This is a genomic window from Streptomyces sp. R41 (assembly GCF_041053055.1).
Taxonomy (GTDB): domain Bacteria; phylum Actinomycetota; class Actinomycetes; order Streptomycetales; family Streptomycetaceae; genus Streptomyces.
Window position 1 is genome coordinate 5,186,051 of the sequence record NZ_CP163443.1, and the last position, 16,139, is coordinate 5,202,189.

Below are 16,139 nucleotides of genomic sequence, written 5' to 3' on the forward strand. Positions count from 1 at the left end.
TGCAGGGAGAAAACGGGATGGGACTGACCGCACGCATCCGCACGCGGGACGGGTGGGCCGTGTCGCACGCGGTCGTCACGGTGACCGACATGACCGGTACGCAGGTGGTGCGCGCCGAGGCGGACAGCGAAGGAGCCGTGCACGACACGACCGCCCTCGCGCCCGGCGCGTACACCGTGATCGTCACCGCGGTCGGGTACGCCCCCGCCGCGTCCAGCGCGATCGTCACCGCGAGCGGCCGCGCCGAGATCGGCAATGTGACCCTCGCCCGCCAGGGCGGCACCGAGCTTCCGCCGCCCGGCCCCTGGACCATCGACCCGGCGCACTCCTCCGTGGGCGCGGTGGCCCAGCACCTGGGCATCTCCAGCGTGCACGGCCGCTTCACGGACTTCGCGGGCTCGATCGAGATCGCCCCGGACGAGGCGTCCAAGTCCCGCGTGGCGGCGGTGATCCAGGCCGCCTCCATCGACACCGGCAACGGGATGCGCGACGGGCACCTGAAGTCCCCGGACTTCCTGGACGTGGAGACGTACCCGCAGATCACCTACCGCTCGACGGGCCTGACCCCGGCCGGTTCCGACCGCTGGACGGTCCACGGCGAGCTGACCATGCACGGGGTGGTGCGGCCGGTCGACCTGGATCTTGCCTACCTCGGCACCGGCGCCGACCCCTGGGGCGGCACTCGCGCCGCGTTCCGCGCGACCGCCGAACTCCACCGCGAGGACTTCGCCATGAACTACAACCAGGTGGTCCAGGCGGGCATCGCGGCCATCGGTACGACGCTGAAGGTGGAGCTGGACATTCAGGCGGTGCAGGGGGAGTCGTTGCCGACGGCGTAGGCGTAGGCACGGCAGGGTCAGTCGGGGCGGGCCGCCGTGCCCCTAGGCTGCACCCATGGCACCGAATATCGCGACGAACACCTCCGTATCCCGCGACGATCTGCTGGACTTCGTACGCCCCCGGCACCGCGCCATCCTCCTCACCCGCCGTGCCGACGGCAGCCCCCAGGGCTCGCCCCTGACCTGCGGAGTCGACGACTCGGGGCGCATCGTGGTCTCGACCTATCCCGAGCGCGCCAAGACCCGCAACGCCAAGCGGGACGAGCGTGTCAGCCTGATCGTGCTGAGCGACGAGTGGAACGGTCCCTGGGTCCAGATCGACGGTACGGCGGAGGTCATCGACTCCCCCGACTCGGTCGAGCCGCTCGTCGAGTACTACCGCAACATCGCGGGCGAGCATCCGGACTGGGACGAGTACCGCGAGGCGATGCTCAAGCAGGGCAAGTCGATCATCCGGGTCACACCGGAGCGGTGGGGCCCGGTGGCAACCGGGGGCTTCCCGGCCCGGCTCGCTCCGCAGGAGTAGGCGGTCGCCTCGCGGCTGCGGGCCGGTGGGGGCTTGTCGCGCAGTTCCCCGCGCCCCTTCAGGGGCGCGGGGAACTGCGCAGTCTTTTAGGGGGGTCTGGGGGCGCAGCCCCCAGAAACGGGACGGGCAGGGGCGGAGGGGGCGAGAAACCGCTCCTCAGCCGCGCTCCACCATCGTCTCGATCCCCGCGATCAGCATCTCCAGGGCGAAGCCGAAGTCGCGCTCGCGCATCTCCTCGACGGTGTCGCCGCCCCGCGCCGCCATCAGATCCGCCGCGCTCTCAAGATTCGCGGCGAACTGCGGCTGCTCGCTGATCGTGCTCATCGCCTGGCGGAAGTACTCGTCCTGGGACATGCCCGCGGAGGCACACCGCTGCACGAAGTGCCCCTCGATCGTGCCGAAGCCGTACACGAACTGGAAGACGGCGGAGAGCGCGCCCATCTGGCCGTGCGGCGGCAGCCCCGTGTTGCGGACCACCTGCTGCACGCGGAGCGAGAAGGCCATGGAGTGCGGGCCGATGTTGAGAAAGTTGCCGATGAGCGGTGACACCCAGGGGTGGCGCACCAGCAGCGCCCGGTAGCCGACTGCCAGGGAGCGCAGTTGGTCGCGCCAGTCCTCGCCGGACTCCGGGTCCGGCAGCTCCAGTTCGCCGAAGACCGCGTCGAGGGCCAGCTCGAGCAGGTCGTCCTTGGTGTCGACGTACCAGTACACGGACATCGCGGTGACGTTCAGTTCGGCGGCCAGCCGGCGCATGGAGAACTTCGCCAGCCCCTCCGCGTCCAGCAGCCGCACCGTGACCTCGGTGATCCGCTCCCGGTCGAGCCCCGACGGCTGGCCGCCACCACGGGCCGCACCGCCCCGGGGGGCCTTGCCCTCCAGCCAGACACTGGTCCGCGCCGGACGCTTGGCCCGGTCGGCTGCCCTCACCATGGCGCACCTTCCTCGGAATTCGGACTGCGGGGCGGGCCGGAATTCCCCGGTCCGCCTCCCTGATGATGCTAAGCGGGCGCTACACGGAAACCGCCATCGCGGAGTCTGCCCTCTCCGCCCGCCGCAGCAACGCCGCCGCGACCAGTCCACCGAGAAGCACCGCCACCGCACCCACCAACTGGCTGGTCTCCAGGCCCGACGAGAACGCGTCCGTGATCCGTCCCCGCTCCTCGTCCGAGCCCGCCGAGGCGAGCGCCGCGGGAAGCGAGCTCGCCGCCATCGGAATCAGCGCCGCGAACCGGGAGTTGGGGACCGCGCCGAGGACCGCCACGCCCAGCCCGTTGCCGAACTCGGCGAGCGTGCCGTTGATGCCCGCGCCGACGCCCGCCTTCTCCCGCGCTATCGCGCTCATGATGGCGTGCGCCATGGCGAGGTTGGCCACGGCACACCCCGCGCCGATCAGCAGCAGCCCGAGCAGCGTGCCGGCGTACCCGTGCGCGGCGAGCGTCGCGATCGACACAAGGCCGGCAGACATCAACACCATCCCCAGCGCGATCGACACCGGCGTCCCCAGTCTCGCCGTCCACTTCGCCGACAGGCCGGAGAAGTTCAGCGCCACGACCGACAGCGCGAGCGGCGCCGTACGCAGTCCGGCCTCCAACGGGCCGTACCCCAGCACGAATTGGAGGTGCTGGGTGAGGAGGAAGAGTGCGCCGCCCATCCCGAAGGTGATGAGCACCGCGCCCGCGACCGCGCCCGTGAAACGCCGGTCCCGGAAGAAGTGCAGGTCGAGCATCGGGTACGGAATCCGGCTCTCCCAGTAGGCGAACGCGGCCAGCACCACCAGCGCGACCGCCGCCGTGAGCAGGACCCGTCCCGACGTCCACCCGTGCTCGGGGCCCGAGATGATCGCGTACACGAGCGCGGTCATACCGATCGTGGAGAGCAGCGCGCCGAGGAGATCCGGACGGTCACTTCGCGGATTTTTCGACTCCGGTACGAGGGCCACGACCGCGCCCAGTCCCAGCGCCGCCACCGGCAGATTGACCAGGAAGATCGCGCCCCACCAGAAGTGGTTCAGCATGAAGCCGCCGAGCAGCGGACCGGCCGCGAACCCGAGCGCGTTCACGGCGCTCCAGATACCGATCGCCTTCGGGTGCTCGTCGGGCGTGAAGATCTGCATCGCGACGGCGAGGGTCGTGGTGAGCAGCAGCGCACCGCCCACCCCCATGCCCGCCCGCGCGGCGATCAACTGCCCAGTGGAGTCGGCGAGTCCGGCGACCAGCGATCCGAGCCCGAAGAGCACGAGTCCCGCGATCAGCATTTTCTTGCGGCCGATGAGGGTCCCCCCGAGCCCTTCAGGCGTGGGGGAGGTCGGCCGCGCTGCCCGCCGTCAGCAGCAGCCCCGACTGCACCAGCGAGTACGCGTTGATCATCCACTGGACATCCGAGGTGGCCGCGCCCAGCTCCCGGGTGAGGGAGGGGATCGCGACGTTCAGAACGGTGTTGTCGAGCAGCACGGTGAGCTGCGCCAGACAGATGACGCCGAGGATCAGCCAGCGCTGGGGGTGTCCTTGGGGAGCTTGGGGAGCTTGGGTGAGCTGCGCCAGACAGATGACGCCGAGGATCAGCCAGCGCTGGGGGTGTCCTTGGGGAGCTTGGGGAGCTTGAGGGGTCGACATGCTTGGCATGTTGTACACCGTAGAACAGTTCCTATACGGCGTACAACGCGGTAGTCGGCATCGCACGAACGCGGTATTCGACACCGCACGAAAAGGGCGGTGGCCCGGAACGGGATCGCCCCGGGCCACCGCCCTGTGAAAGGAACCGTCAGCTGCCGCTCGTCGGCTGCGTCAGGTCGTAGAAGGTGGCCGAACCGACCGTCACCTTCTTGAAGTTGGCCGTGACCCACGAGCTGATCTGCGACGAGGTGCCGGTGTTGCCGCCACCGCCCATGCCGCCGCCCGAGATGAAGTAGTGGATCTTGCCGTCCTCCACGTACTTCTTGAACTGGGCCAGCGTCGGAGACGGGTCGCTGCCGTTGAAGCCGCCGATCGCCATCACCGGGTCGCCTGTGGAGAGCTGGTAGCTCGCGGCGTTCTGGGCGCCGATGGCCGCGGCGACCCAGGTGTACTTGCCGGAGTCCTTCTCCAGCAGCTTCTTGGCCTCGGAGCCGACGGTCGCGCCGTTGAGCAGACCGCCGACGCCGCCACCGCCCATGCCGCCCTCGCCCTGGGTCATACCGCCGGGCATTCCGCCCTGCTGTCCGTTCTGGCTCTGGCCGTTGCCCTGCTGGTTGGTGCCGCCGCCGGGGAAGCCACCGGTGCCGCCGGTCGGAGGCTGGCCCATGCCACCACCCTGCTGAGTGTTGCCATTGCCGTTCTGCTGGTTCTGGCCGGGCATTGCGCCGCCCATGCCGCCTCGCATGCCACCGCCACCGCCGGGCCCGCCGCCCCGGCCGCCCATCATGCCGGCGCCCGCCGGACCGGCCGTCACGATGGAGCCGGTGTGCCCGGTGTTCACGGTGGACAGCGTGTACGCGGTCGGACCCGCGATCGCGGCCACAAAGCTCAACCCGACAGCCGCGAGAGCCAGTTGGCGCCCCAGCCTGGCCGCGAAGATCAGGCCGAGCGCGCCGACAAGGCCGCCGATGAGGACCAGCCACTTCAGCCAGGGCAGGTAGTCGGGGGTGCGGTTGAGGAGGACGTAACCCCAGGCAGCGGTCGCGGTGACCGAGGCGGCGAGGGTGAGCGAGGCCCAGATCTTGGACCGCTCCTCCCACAGGACCGTCGCGCCCATGCCGACCACGGCCGCGATGTAGGGGGCCAGGGCGATCGTGTAGTACTGGTGGAAGATGCCGGCCATGTAGCTGAAGATGACCGCGGTCATCAGCAGCGCGCCGCCCCAGGCGAGGAACGAACCGCGGGCCAGATCGGTCCGCTTGGCCTTCCGGGTGAGTACGAGCCCCGCGACGAACAGGATCAGCGCGGCCGGCAGCAGCCACGAGATCTGGCTGCCGATCTCGGAGTTGAACATCCGGTCCCAGCCGGTCTCGCCCCACTGGCCGGTGCCACCGGCGCCGCCACCCCCGCCGACGCTGCCGGTCTCGTCGCCGTTGATGCGGCCGAGCCCGTTGTAGCCGAAGGTCAGCTCCAGGAAGGAGTTGTTCTGCGAGCCGCCGATGTACGGGCGGGACGACGCGGGCCACAGCTCCACGATCGCGACCCACCAGCCGCCGGCGACGACCATCGCGACCGCCGACAGGGCCAGCTGGCCGAACCGCTTCTTCAGCTTCACCGGCGCGCAGACCGCGTAGAGGACCGCGAGCGGCGGCAGGATCAGGAAGGCCTGCAGGGTCTTGGCGAGGAAGGCGAAGCCGACCGCGACACCCGCCCAGACCAGCCACTTCGTCCGGCCGTCCGCCAGGGCGCGGATCACGCAGTAGACGGTGACGGTCATCAGCAGCGCGAGCATCGCGTCCGGGTTGTTGAACCGGAACATCAGCGCGGCGACGGGAGTGAGCGCGAGCACGGCGCCCGCGATCAGACCGGCCGCTGGGCTGAAGCGGCGCCGGACGGCCGCGTACAGGACGCCGACCGTGGCCACGCCCATGAGCACCTCGGGGACGAGGATCGCCCACGAGTTGAGGCCGAAGATCCGCACCGACAGGGCCATCGGCCACAGTGAGGCCGGGGGCTTGTCGACGGTGATCGCGTTGGCCGAGTCGAGCGAGCCGAAGAACATCGCCTTCCAGCTCTGACTGCCGGCCTGCACGGCCGCCGAGTAGAACGAGTTGGCGTACCCGGAGGCGCTCAGGTTGTACAGGTACAGCACCGCGGTGGCGAGCAGCAGACCGAGGAAGGCGGGGCGCGCCCAGCGCGGGTCCTCGGGCCGGCCGCGCCAGACCCGGCGGGCGAAGGGCTGCCTGGGCTCACCGGACCGCGGGGCCGCGGCGGGCAGGACCGGCTCCCGCACGGGCGCCGATGTCGGCGGCCCCCAGGAAGGACTCCCGCCCCCCTGATAGCTCGTATCGGACTGAGTCGTCATCGTGCGTTCCTCGGATCGTGATCGTATGGGCGCACCGCCTGCAACTGCATGGTCGAGTCCCCCCAGGTGCGGTCCGCGGCTTCACCGGCGCGGAACTGGGCTGTGTCGTAGGAAGAGGTGTCGTACGAGGAGGTGTCGTACGAGGACGGGGGCGCCGTCGGGCGCTGGGGCAGCGGCGGGTGCGGGTGCTGGTGCCGGTCCTGGTACTGATGGGCCGCCGTCGAGTAGGTGGGCGAGGCCGGGTTGTGCGAGGCCACGACCTGCGAGGGCGTCTCGCCCTGCCGGTCCGGGAAGACCCAGGCCCGGAAGAGCAGGAACCGCAGCACCGTCGCCGCGAGGTTGGCGGCGATGAGGACCGCCAGCTCGGTGGAGTGCGAGGGGTCGGTCGTCGCCGCGTTCAGGGCGGCGAGCGAGCCGCTGGTGAGGGCGAGACCGATGCCGAAGACGACCAGGCCCTGCGCCTGGTGCCGGACGGCGCCGCCCCGGCCGCGTACGCCGAAGGTCAGCCGCCGGTTGGCCGCCGTGTTGGCGACCGCCGACACGAGCAGGGCGAGCGCGTTGGCGACCTGCGACCCCGAGAACGAGCGGAAGGCGCTGTAGAGCAGCAGGTAGAAGAGCGTGGACAGAGCGCCCACCACACAGAAGCCGACCAGCTGACGGGCGAGGCCCTTGGGTACGTCCGTCAGGTCGCGGTCGCGCGGGTCGTCCCCGAAGGGCCGGGCGAGCCGGTCGAGCGGCAGCGAACCGGTGGCGAGAGCGCGTCCCACCCTCCACACCCCCTTGAGGTCGTCGGTCGCGGTCTTCACGATGTGCACCGTCGAGTCCGGGTCGTCGACCCAGTCGACCGGCACTTCATGGATCCGCAGTCCGGCGCGCTCGGCGAGCACCAGCATCTCGGTGTCGAAGAACCAGCCGGTGTCCTCGACCAGGGGCAGCAGCACCTGGGCGACATCACGGCGGATCGCCTTGAAGCCGCACTGCGCGTCCGAGAAGCGGGCCTGCAGCGAACCGCGCAGGATCAGGTTGTACGTGCGGCTGATGAACTCCCGCTTGGCGCCGCGCACGACGCGCGAGGAGCGGGACAGCCGGGAGCCGATCGCGAGGTCCGAGTGACCGGAGATCAGCGGCGCCACCAGGGGCAGCAGCGCGTTGAGGTCGGTGGACAGATCCACGTCCATGTACGCGAGGATCGGCGCGTCCGAGGCCGACCACACGGTCCGCAGCGCCCGGCCGCGGCCCTTCTGCTCGAGCCGGAAGGAGGTGACCTCCGGGATCTCCGCCTCCAGCCGCGCGGCCACCTGTGGGGTGGTGTCCGTGGACGCGTTGTCCGCGACGGTGATGCGGAACGCGTACGGGAACGTGCGCTTGAGGTGCTCGTGCAATCTGAGCACACATGGCTGGAGGTCCTTCTCCTCGTTGTAGACGGGGATCACTACGTCCAGGACAGGCGTACCGGCGTCTCCGGCCGGGAGGTGCTCCCGCGCCGGCAGGTTGCCGGGAGAAGAGTCGGTTCGCATGCGAACGACTCTCGTCAAGCGCCCTGTTGCACCCATGTGGTGGCGCTGTGCTGTGCCTGTGAGTGCGATTGCCAGTTTGTTTCGAGGGCGAGCGCCGGCAAATGGAGCGTGAACACGGTCCTGCCGGGCACGCTGTCCACGGTCACGGCACCCCCGTGCGCGGCAGCGACGGCCTGCACGATGGCGAGCCCGAGTCCGGTCGAACCGGAGGCACGCGAGCGCGACGAATCACCGCGCGCGAACCGCTCGAAGACGCGCGGGAGCAGATCGGCGGGAATGCCGGGCCCGTCGTCCTGGACGTCCACGCAGAGCCACGGCCCGTGCCGGTGCACACGCGCCGTGACGGTCGTACCCGGTGGTGTGTGCGTGCGTGCGTTCGCGAACAGATTGACCATGACCTGTTGCAGGCGCGCGGCGTCGGCCGACACCAGGGCCGGCTCGTCCGGCAGTTCCAGCCGCCAGTTGTGGTCGCGTCCGGCCGCCCGGGCGTCGCTCACGGCGTCGATGACGAGCGGTACGAGGTCGGTCTGCTCGTACTGCAGCGGTCGCCCGGCGTCGAGCCGCGCGAGCAGCAGCAGATCCTCCACGAGCAGGGTCATCCGCCCGGCCTCGGACTCGATCCGCCCGAGGGCGTGCCGGGTGTCGGGCCCGGTCTCCTCGCGTCCGCGTCTGGTGAGCTCGGCGTATCCGCGAATGGACGCCAGCGGCGTACGCAGCTCATGGCTCGCGTCCGCGACGAACTGCCGTACGCGCATCTCGCTCTGCTGCCGCGCGTGCAGGGCGCCATGGATGTGGTCGAGCATCCGGTTGAGCGCCGCGCCGACCTGCCCGACCTCGGTGTGCGGATCGGACTCCGACTCGGGGACCCTCTCGTAGAGGGTGACCTCGCCGGTGTGCAGGGGGAGTTCGGAGACACGGGTGGCGGTGGCGGCGACCTTGCGCAGGGGGCGCAGGGCGAGGGTCACGATGGCGGCACCCGCGAGGGAGGCGGCCACGAGACCGGCGCCGGTGACGCTGATCTCGACGTAGATCAGCGTGGTGAGGGTGTTGGTGACGTCGCTGGTCGGGAGCGCCACGTAGAAGGTGCCGTTCTTGCCTTCCTGGTACTGCACGCGGTACTCGCCCCGGCCGGGGATCTCCACGGTGTGCGGGCGCTTGTCCTTCGCGACGGAGGCGAGGACGGCCAGCTGACTGTCGCTGAGCTGGACCGCGGTGGGTTGCCTGACCCCGCTGGAGTCCTTCTTCCCCACGCTGACGATGCCCTTGGTGACCTCGCCGTTCTTGACGATCGCGCCGATGGCGCCCATGCCCTGCGGGCCCCGGGTGACGAATTCGAGGGGATCCTTGACGATTGCGTCGTTCGGGAGGTGCACGGGCCCGTCGTCGCCGCCCACCGGGCCGCCCGCCGCGCGCATCGACGCCTCGCGCAGGTTGCCGTCCAGCTGGGCGTACAGGTGCGAGCGCAACGCGATCGTGGTCACGGTGCCGATCACCGCGCACACGACCGCGATCAGCACCACGGACGCGACGACGAGCCGCGTCCGCAGCGTGCGCGGCTGTCGTCCTCGCCTCTTCTGCGTACGCGGTCGTCGTCGCCCGCTCATGACGCCGCGGGCTTGATCAGATAACCGGCCCCACGGCGGGTGTGGATCATCGGCTCACGACCGGCGTCGATCTTCCGCCGCAGATACGAGATGTACAGCTCGACCACGTTGGCCTGGCCACCGAAGTCGTACGACCACACGCGGTCGAGTATCTGCGCCTTGCTCAGCACCCGGCGCGGATTGCGCATCAGGAAGCGCAGCAGCTCGAACTCGGTCGCCGTGAGGTGGATGTTCTCGCCGCCCCGCGACACTTCGTGGCTGTCCTCGTCGAGGGTGAGGTCCCCGACGACCAGCACGGAGTCGGAGCGCCGGTCGGCGGCACCGGAACGGCGGATCAGCCCGCGCAGCCGGGCCACGACCTCTTCGAGGCTGAACGGCTTGGTGACGTAGTCGTCGCCACCGGCGGTGAGCCCGGCGATCCGGTCCTCGACGGCGTCCTTCGCGGTCAGGAACAGCACCGGCACGTCGGGCAGCTCACGACGCAGTCGGCCGAGGACGGTCAGCCCGTCCATGTCGGGCAGCATCATGTCGAGAACGACGGCGTCGGGCCGGAACTCGCGGGCGGTCTGCACCGCACCCTGTCCGTCTCCCGCGCTGCGGATCTGCCAGCCTTCATAGCGAAGGGCCATGGACAGCAGCTCGGTGATCGACAGCTCGTCGTCCACCACCAGCACTCGGACGGGGCTCCCGTCCGGCCTCAGCAGTTCGGTGCGCCCCTGGGGCGAGGTCGTGGTCATAGCGGACACCTTGATAGGCGCCGCTGAGAGCATCCTTTCGGGAACCTGTGTTTTTCCTGAGAAACACACAGGCGCCTCTCAGGGAACTCCTTGGAAGATCACGCGGGCGCGGAGCCGGGTGCGGTCTCGGAGCGGGTCTCGGAGCCGGTCGCGGAGCCGGTTTCGGAGACGATCTTGAACAGGCGTGCCCCGTTCTCGTAGCAGACCGCCCGGAGCCAGTCGTCTCCCAGCCCGAGCCGTCCCAGCGCGTGCAGCTGGTGGACGTACGGGTACGGGATGTTCGGGAAGTCGGTGCCGAGGAGAACGCGGTCGCCGAGGTCGGCGAGCCGGGGAAGCGCCACGCGCGGGAACGGGGCGAGGCGCTCGCTGAAGTCCGTGAACGCCATCGTCGTGTCGAGCCGCACCTCCCCGTACCGCTCGGCGAGGTCGAGGAAGTCCTCGTACTCGGGCATCCCCATGTGCGCGACGACGAGCCGCAGCCGGGGATGCCGGGCGAGTACGTGCGCGATCGGCCCGGGGCCGGTGTGCTTGCCCGGCGAGGGACCGGACCCGCAGTGGATCACGACGGGGACCCCGGCCTCGGCGAGCAGCCCCCACACCGGGTCGAGGAGTTGGTCCCCCGGGTCGTACGCCCCCACCTGCACATGCGCCTTGAAGACCCGTGCCCCGGCCTCCACGGCCCCCCGTACGTACGTCTCGACGCCGGGCTCGGGGAAGAGGGTCGCGGTGTGCAGACAGTCGGGGGTCCGGGCGGCGAAGTCGACGGCCCAGGAGTTGAGCCACTGGGCCATGCCGGCCTTGTGCGGGTAGAGCATGGCCGTGAAGGCCCGCACCCCGAACTCCCTGATCACCGCGAGCCGTTCGTCCTCGTCCGCGCGATAGGTGATCGGCCACTCGACGCCGCCCGTCAGCGGTCCGAGCCCGTCGAAGTAGTCCCACACCTTGCGCAGCACGCGCTCGGGCATGAAGTGCGTGTGCACGTCGACGAGCCCGGGGAGCCCGAGCCGCTCCCAGAACGCCTGGCCCTCCGCCGCCTCAGCCAGGTCCGCCCGCTCAGCCACGTTCACGCTCGAAACCGTGGCTGCGCTCGACCTTCGCGATGTGCAGGGTGTAGCGCTCGTACCACTCGGCGCGGCCGCGCTTCTGCGCCGCGCGGTGCTCGGCATGCGCGCTCCACTCCTTGATCGCGTCCTCGTCCCTGAAGTACCCGACCGTGATGGACAGCCCGCCCGGCGTACGCGCGTGATCCATGCCCAGGTAGCCCGGGATGTCCTTCACCAGCTCCTCCATCCGCTCGGCGGTCTCGCCGTACCCTCCGTCGTCCTCGGTCCTCATGGAGGTGAACACGGCGGCGTAGTACGGGGGTTCATGGGCTGCGACGGGTGCGACAGGCGCAATGGGGTGATCGCTCATGTCCGCCACTCTCGACTCGGGCCCACGGGTCCGTCCAGCACCTTTCCCAACGGGATCCGAAAGGGATCCAAGTCTTGACCATCCTGGAGACGATTCCCCCTCGTCAGAAGACCCCTTGAGACGTGCTCTCCAGACGTGCTCTTCAAAAGAGCCCGTCCTGCACGTTGCTGTTGCTGTCTCTCAACTCCCTTACTGGAACGGTGAGTCCGGGATCCCCGTCCCCGGCGGCGGCCAGGTCCCACCCGGTCATCAGCCGTGTATCGAGTACGACGACTCCACGCCCGGTGAGGAGATGGAGATCGGGACCGGCGGCGGCGCACAGCTCCCCGCTCACCACGCCACCGGCGACGAGCTCGCTCACGACGCCCACCGCGGGCGGCAGCCCGGCGAGCCCGAACACCTCGGTGTGGTCGACGGGTTCGAACGGCGCGCGCCGCAGCGACTCGGGCCAGGCATCGAGCCGCCCGACGCGCGCGTGCAGCTCCGCGATCTCGGCCACCCGCTCACCGGGCCCCGGCAGGTCGGCCCGCACGACCCGCTTGTCGGCGTACGGAATCCGATCCGGCACCTTGAGCGCGGCCCGCAGCAACTCCTCGGCCCGCCGCGCGGCCATCAGCGGCCCCTGCCCCAGCCAGCTGAAGGTGACGGCACCCTGCTCCAGGAGCCGCGCGGACCCCCGCTCGACCGCGGTGATCCCGACCTTCACCATCCCGGGCCCGAACCACGCCAGATACACGTGGTACGGCCGCGGGTCGTCGGCCATCGTGTCGGCGGCCACGGAGTGCGCCCGGTCCAGCCGCGCGCACTCTTCGCACCGCGCGCCCGTACTCCGCCCCGACACGACCGCCTGCACGGCACACGCATGCCCCCGAGCCCCCACACATGTCCGCACACCCCCGTTCACAACCCCGAACACCACCCGCTTCCCCCCGGCCAGCGAGCTGCCCCGCCCGTCACCCCACACCAACACGGGGCCGTCGACCGACCACCGCAGCCCCGAACATCTCCAGACCCGCCGCACACCAATGACATTAAAGGGCGGCACGGACAACCCGGTCTGACCAGCGATGTTGCACGAACCGTCGCCAGGATCGACGGTTCGTGCAAGATCGCCCCACTAAGCCAAGTGGTCCGGTACCGTACGGCGAGGCCCGAAGCCGCAACTTGGATTTGCGACTTCGGGCCTCTCTCACTGCGTTCCTAAGGCACTACGGCAGCACGTACACCGGCGCCCCCTCCGAAGTGCAGCCCTCCTGTCGCATACAACCCCGCTTGAGCAGCATCCGTACGCAGTCGTGGACGCGCGCCTGCGCCAGTCCCGTACGGGCAGCGATCTCTTCCAGTCGGTACTGAGCCCCGCCCCGCAGCAGCGCCGGGGCCAGGTAGGCCGCGACGGCGTGGACATCCTCTGTGACGACGAGGTTCTTCGCCTTCCAGGTGGTGAGGAGTTCCTGGGGCGTCTCCTCCGGTACCGCAGTGGGGCGGGGCCGGGCGGCGGGGCGATTCAGCGCGTTGGCGATCTGCTGCAGAGCCTCGGCGATGACCCTCTGGCTATTGCTGATCTCCCGCTGACTGAGACTGATCTCCTGCTGGCTGCGGCTGATCTCCCGCAACAGCTCGCCGCGCTCCTCCTGGAAGGCGAGCAGCATCTCGTCGGCCCGGACGTTCCGCTCTTCGAGCCGCACGATGGCGTCGGCGACCTGCTGAGGCATGACGTACGCGGTGCCGCCGCTGGGGGCGGGCTGGACGGGAGCCGGCGCAAGGGAGTACGAGCCATCGCGCTGGACGGTCTCGATGACCTCGGAGACCCAGTTCTTGAACGGAGCGCACTCGGGCTTAGTGCAACCGTTGACAAGCCTGATGAGCCCCCTGAGGCTCACCATCTTCATCGACTTCTTAAGCCCGTGACCTGCAATCTTGCTCAAGGCGTCTACTCCATAGACGCTTCGCGCAAGATCACCCAAGTTCCGCTGGCAATCTGCTGCAACATGCCAGAGCAGTGCCTGGCGTGTGTTCGCGTAGCCGAGATCCGAGGCCACGTCCGCCGCCGGGAACCAGTGCTCCCCACCCGGCAACGTAAGCCTCCGCACCCGCGCCCCCGTGGCCGCGAACACGAAATCGTTGATGTCGATCGCGTCCTGCCGCTGTCCCGCCGACTCGTCCGGCGGCGTGTTCTGCTCGTACATCGAGCATCACCTCCGCTCCGGAAAATAGGCACGCGGAAGGTCAACTCCGTTCGATGGCAAGGATGTTCACCCGATAGGTGACGGAGGTATCGATTCTGCCGCTTTCGGGCCGCTGACGAGGAAGAACGGACCCGAAGAGCTCAGCCGACGGACTCGGTCACCGGCTCGCCCGTGCCCGACTCCGCGGTCACCCGTACCGGAAGCTCGGCAGGCCGCCCCCGCCCCGCCAGCCGGCAGCCGAGGCACCCGGGGTGCCCCTCTCGGGCGGTGAGGTCCTTGACCCGCATGCCCCACTGTCCGACGGGCCGGCGCCCGGGCGGCTTGCCCCAGCCGGCGAGGTGCAGCACCCAGGTGACCAGGGCGCTGATCACCACGACACCCAGCCCACCCCACACCGCGAGCGCGTTCCCGGCGCAGACGCCCAGTCCGATCCCCGTCACTCCGACGGTGGCGATCCCGAACCCGGTCCACCCCGCGACGGTGTGCCCTTCGTCGTACAGGCTCATGTACGGCCCCCTCCTGTGCTGACGACTAGACTTCTCCCAACCCCTCACTACCTAAGAAATTAAGCACCGAAACCTCTCACGTACTAAGGGAAAACGATGCAGCAGGGCGGCCCACCACGCTCACGCGCCCACCCGCCCGTGACGTCGGCCCAGGTGATCTCCACCATGGACCATCTGATCGCGACGAACATGCGGGCCCAGCAGGAGATGGCTCAGCGGCTGAACCTGAACCTCACCGACCTCATGTGCTTCACCTGTGTCCTGAAGGCGGGCGACAACCTGCTCACCGCCGGGGACCTCGCGGAGCACGCACGCGTGACGACCGGCGCCGTCACGGGCATCCTCAACCGCCTCGAACGCGCGGGCTACGTCACCCGCCGCCCCGACCCCACGGACCGCCGCCGCGTTCGCATCGCGGCGCAACCGGCCGCGGTCACCCGCGTCCTGGCCCTCTACGAGCCGTACTACGCGCGCCTGACCGAACTCCTCGCCGGCTACACCCCCACCGAAGTCGCCGTCCTGCACGACTGGTTCACCCGCACGGGCAAGCTGACGAGCGACTATTTGGAAGAGCTGCGCGAGAGGAGCCAGGCCTCGAGGAAGTCGACGTAGGTCACGCAGGCCTGTCCCCATGACACGAACGCCTCGCCCCGATGCCGTACTCCCCTACTGCACAGCACGAAAGAGCCCCGTTCCGAAGATCGAAACGGGGCTCTTGACCGTGTGCACTCGGCAGGATTCGAACCTGCAACCTTCTGATCCGTAGTCAGATGCTCTATCCGTTAAGCTACGAGTGCTTGTTTTGTTTTTGTCCCGCTCCTGGGCTTTCGGCCCGCTCGCGGCGACAGGAAGAACATTACATGACTGCCGCCGCCATGTGAAATCCGTTTGCCGTACCCCTTGTGAGCTGGGCAAACGCGCTACAGCGCCCCGAAACGCCGAAGCCCCGGTCCTGGTGGACCGGGGCTTCGGATCTTGGCGCGGAGGCGGAGGGATTTGAACCCTCGATGGGCTTTAAGGCCCAAACCGCATTAGCAGTGCGGCGCCATAGACCGGACTAGGCGACGCCTCCCGCACAGCCGCCCGCGCGAGCGCGAGTGGTGCGTGCAGATGATGACACAGCCGAGCGTGGTGTCACCAATCGCCCCCCACGGTACTAGGCAGGCGGGCCGCAGAGCAAAGTTCATCGGCCGCGTCGCAACCAGGCGGGGCGCCTGGCGTTAGTCAGGTCATGCTGCACCGTCTCGTTCTCACCGCCGCCGCGTCCGCCACGGCCGCGCTGTCCGCCGTACCGAGCGCGTCCGCCGCGCCCGCCGGCCCCGTGTCCGCCGTACCCGCCACCGCGTCGGCCACCGGGCTCGCCGCCACCACCGCGTACGGCGAACCGGTTCTCCGGAGCCTGCCGCGGATGCCCCCGCCGGCCTCCGTCGAGGACTCCGGGGACCGGCTGACCGTGACCGTCCACCACACGGGAGGCGATGCGGACGGGACGTACGAACTGCGATGTCATCCCGATGGCGGCGGTCACCCCGATGTCAGCGGGGCCTGCCAGAAGCTGGACCGGAGCACCACCTGGGGCAAGGACCCCTTCGCTCCGATGCCGCCGGGCACCATGTGCACGATGCTGTACGGCGGTCCGGCCACCGCGCATGTCACGGGGACCTGGGCGGGGCGACCCGTCGACGCGACGTTCGACCGCGCGGACGGGTGCGAGATCGCGCGATGGGACGCGCTGGTGCCGCTGCTGCCGGACACCTACGCATAGCGAAGACAGAGAAGACATGGTGGAGTCACGGCGACCCCGTTCCGGGGTGGAGGCGACCCCATGGTTCGG

14 protein-coding genes, 2 tRNA genes and 1 pseudogene are annotated in these 16,139 nt (G+C 69.7%); 4 read left to right on the forward strand and 13 right to left on the reverse strand.

Going from position 1 to position 16,139, the window contains the following annotated elements; genetic code table 11:
• Positions 1–17 precede the first annotated feature (17 nt).
• Together AB5J53_RS23775 and AB5J53_RS23780 are read left to right on the forward strand one after the other, a co-directional pair.
• Complete coding sequence (locus AB5J53_RS23775; protein ID WP_369247678.1) at positions 18–839, forward strand: YceI family protein; 822 nt, start codon at positions 18–20, stop codon at positions 837–839.
• Between the two features lie 55 nt (positions 840–894).
• Complete coding sequence (locus AB5J53_RS23780; RefSeq protein ID WP_369247679.1) at positions 895–1,365, forward strand: PPOX class F420-dependent oxidoreductase; 471 nt, start codon at positions 895–897, stop codon at positions 1,363–1,365.
• A gap of 156 nt (positions 1,366–1,521) precedes the next feature.
• Here the strand turns inward: AB5J53_RS23780 and AB5J53_RS23785 are convergent, their stop codons facing one another.
• The 11 genes and pseudogenes from AB5J53_RS23785 to AB5J53_RS23835 all read right to left on the reverse strand — a co-directional run bounded on the left by AB5J53_RS23785 (position 1,522) and on the right by AB5J53_RS23835 (position 14,305).
• Positions 1,522–2,295 (reverse strand): TetR/AcrR family transcriptional regulator, encoded by a 774-nt coding sequence (locus tag AB5J53_RS23785; protein ID WP_369247680.1) that lies wholly within the window; start codon positions 2,293–2,295, stop codon positions 1,522–1,524.
• 79 nt (positions 2,296–2,374) lie between these two features.
• Positions 2,375–3,977, reverse strand: a pseudogene (locus AB5J53_RS23790) (MFS transporter).
• A 148-nt stretch (positions 3,978–4,125) separates the two neighbouring features.
• Entirely contained in the window at positions 4,126–6,342 is a 2,217-nt protein-coding gene (locus AB5J53_RS23795; RefSeq protein ID WP_369247681.1) for an ArnT family glycosyltransferase, read from the reverse strand.
• On the reverse strand, positions 6,339–7,859 hold the full coding sequence (locus AB5J53_RS23800; RefSeq protein ID WP_369247682.1) for a glycosyltransferase: 1,521 nt from the start codon (positions 7,857–7,859) through the stop codon (positions 6,339–6,341). Before AB5J53_RS23800 ends, AB5J53_RS23795 begins: the two co-directional genes overlap by 4 nt.
• 14 nt (positions 7,860–7,873) lie before the next feature.
• Entirely contained in the window at positions 7,874–9,463 is a 1,590-nt protein-coding gene (locus AB5J53_RS23805; RefSeq protein WP_369247683.1) for a sensor histidine kinase, read from the reverse strand.
• Complete coding sequence (locus AB5J53_RS23810; protein ID WP_369247684.1) at positions 9,460–10,200, reverse strand: response regulator transcription factor; 741 nt, start codon at positions 10,198–10,200, stop codon at positions 9,460–9,462. The genes AB5J53_RS23805 and AB5J53_RS23810 overlap by 4 nt, the downstream gene beginning before the upstream one ends.
• A gap of 98 nt (positions 10,201–10,298) precedes the next feature.
• Positions 10,299–11,261 (reverse strand): amidohydrolase family protein, encoded by a 963-nt coding sequence (locus AB5J53_RS23815; protein ID WP_369252420.1) that lies wholly within the window; start codon positions 11,259–11,261, stop codon positions 10,299–10,301.
• Complete coding sequence (locus AB5J53_RS23820) at positions 11,254–11,613, reverse strand: antibiotic biosynthesis monooxygenase (protein ID WP_369247685.1); 360 nt, start codon at positions 11,611–11,613, stop codon at positions 11,254–11,256. The genes AB5J53_RS23815 and AB5J53_RS23820 overlap by 8 nt, the downstream gene beginning before the upstream one ends.
• 142 nt (positions 11,614–11,755) lie before the next feature.
• Positions 11,756–12,634: a DUF2797 domain-containing protein gene (locus AB5J53_RS23825; RefSeq protein WP_369247686.1), complete on the reverse strand. Its 879-nt coding sequence runs from the start codon at positions 12,632–12,634 to the stop codon at positions 11,756–11,758.
• A 187-nt stretch (positions 12,635–12,821) separates the two neighbouring features.
• Entirely contained in the window at positions 12,822–13,799 is a 978-nt protein-coding gene (locus AB5J53_RS23830) for a Bro-N domain-containing protein (RefSeq protein ID WP_369247687.1), read from the reverse strand.
• Positions 13,800–13,939: 140 nt separating this feature from the next.
• Positions 13,940–14,305, reverse strand: a complete 366-nt coding sequence (locus AB5J53_RS23835) for an HGxxPAAW family protein (protein WP_369247688.1) — start codon at positions 14,303–14,305, stop codon at positions 13,940–13,942.
• A 165-nt stretch (positions 14,306–14,470) separates the two neighbouring features.
• Between AB5J53_RS23835 and AB5J53_RS23840 the strand changes: the two genes are divergently transcribed.
• Positions 14,471–14,917 carry a MarR family winged helix-turn-helix transcriptional regulator gene (locus tag AB5J53_RS23840; RefSeq protein WP_369247689.1) on the forward strand — a complete coding sequence of 149 codons (447 nt, stop codon included), beginning with the start codon at positions 14,471–14,473 and terminating at the stop codon, positions 14,915–14,917.
• A 112-nt stretch (positions 14,918–15,029) separates the two neighbouring features.
• Here AB5J53_RS23840 and AB5J53_RS23845 read toward each other — a convergent pair.
• Positions 15,030–15,102: transfer RNA gene (locus AB5J53_RS23845), tRNA-Arg, on the reverse strand.
• A 184-nt stretch (positions 15,103–15,286) separates the two neighbouring features.
• Positions 15,287–15,377: transfer RNA gene (locus tag AB5J53_RS23850), tRNA-Ser, on the reverse strand.
• A 159-nt stretch (positions 15,378–15,536) separates the two neighbouring features.
• Between AB5J53_RS23850 and AB5J53_RS23855 the strand changes: the two genes are divergently transcribed.
• Complete coding sequence (locus tag AB5J53_RS23855; protein WP_369247690.1) at positions 15,537–16,070, forward strand: SSI family serine proteinase inhibitor; 534 nt, start codon at positions 15,537–15,539, stop codon at positions 16,068–16,070.
• Positions 16,071–16,139: the final 69 nt, after the last annotated feature.

What these genes read in the sequence shown, in the direction of transcription:
- AB5J53_RS23840 (WP_369247689.1), top strand. Translation starts at nt 14,471, where the DNA reads ATGGACCATCTGATCGCGACGAACATGCGGGCCCAGCAGGAGATGGCT.
- AB5J53_RS23795 (WP_369247681.1), bottom strand. Translation starts at nt 6,342, where the DNA reads ATGACGACTCAGTCCGATACGAGCTATCAGGGGGGCGGGAGTCCTTCC.
- AB5J53_RS23780 (WP_369247679.1), top strand. Translation starts at nt 895, where the DNA reads ATGGCACCGAATATCGCGACGAACACCTCCGTATCCCGCGACGATCTG.
- AB5J53_RS23785 (WP_369247680.1), bottom strand. Translation starts at nt 2,295, where the DNA reads ATGGTGAGGGCAGCCGACCGGGCCAAGCGTCCGGCGCGGACCAGTGTC.
- AB5J53_RS23855 (WP_369247690.1), top strand. Translation starts at nt 15,537, where the DNA reads ATGCTGCACCGTCTCGTTCTCACCGCCGCCGCGTCCGCCACGGCCGCG.
- AB5J53_RS23830 (WP_369247687.1), bottom strand. Translation starts at nt 13,799, where the DNA reads ATGTACGAGCAGAACACGCCGCCGGACGAGTCGGCGGGACAGCGGCAG.
- AB5J53_RS23775 (WP_369247678.1), top strand. Translation starts at nt 18, where the DNA reads ATGGGACTGACCGCACGCATCCGCACGCGGGACGGGTGGGCCGTGTCG.
- AB5J53_RS23805 (WP_369247683.1), bottom strand. Translation starts at nt 9,463, where the DNA reads ATGAGCGGGCGACGACGACCGCGTACGCAGAAGAGGCGAGGACGACAG.
- AB5J53_RS23820 (WP_369247685.1), bottom strand. Translation starts at nt 11,613, where the DNA reads ATGAGCGATCACCCCATTGCGCCTGTCGCACCCGTCGCAGCCCATGAA.
- AB5J53_RS23800 (WP_369247682.1), bottom strand. Translation starts at nt 7,859, where the DNA reads ATGCGAACCGACTCTTCTCCCGGCAACCTGCCGGCGCGGGAGCACCTC.
- AB5J53_RS23835 (WP_369247688.1), bottom strand. Translation starts at nt 14,305, where the DNA reads ATGAGCCTGTACGACGAAGGGCACACCGTCGCGGGGTGGACCGGGTTC.
- AB5J53_RS23810 (WP_369247684.1), bottom strand. Translation starts at nt 10,200, where the DNA reads ATGACCACGACCTCGCCCCAGGGGCGCACCGAACTGCTGAGGCCGGAC.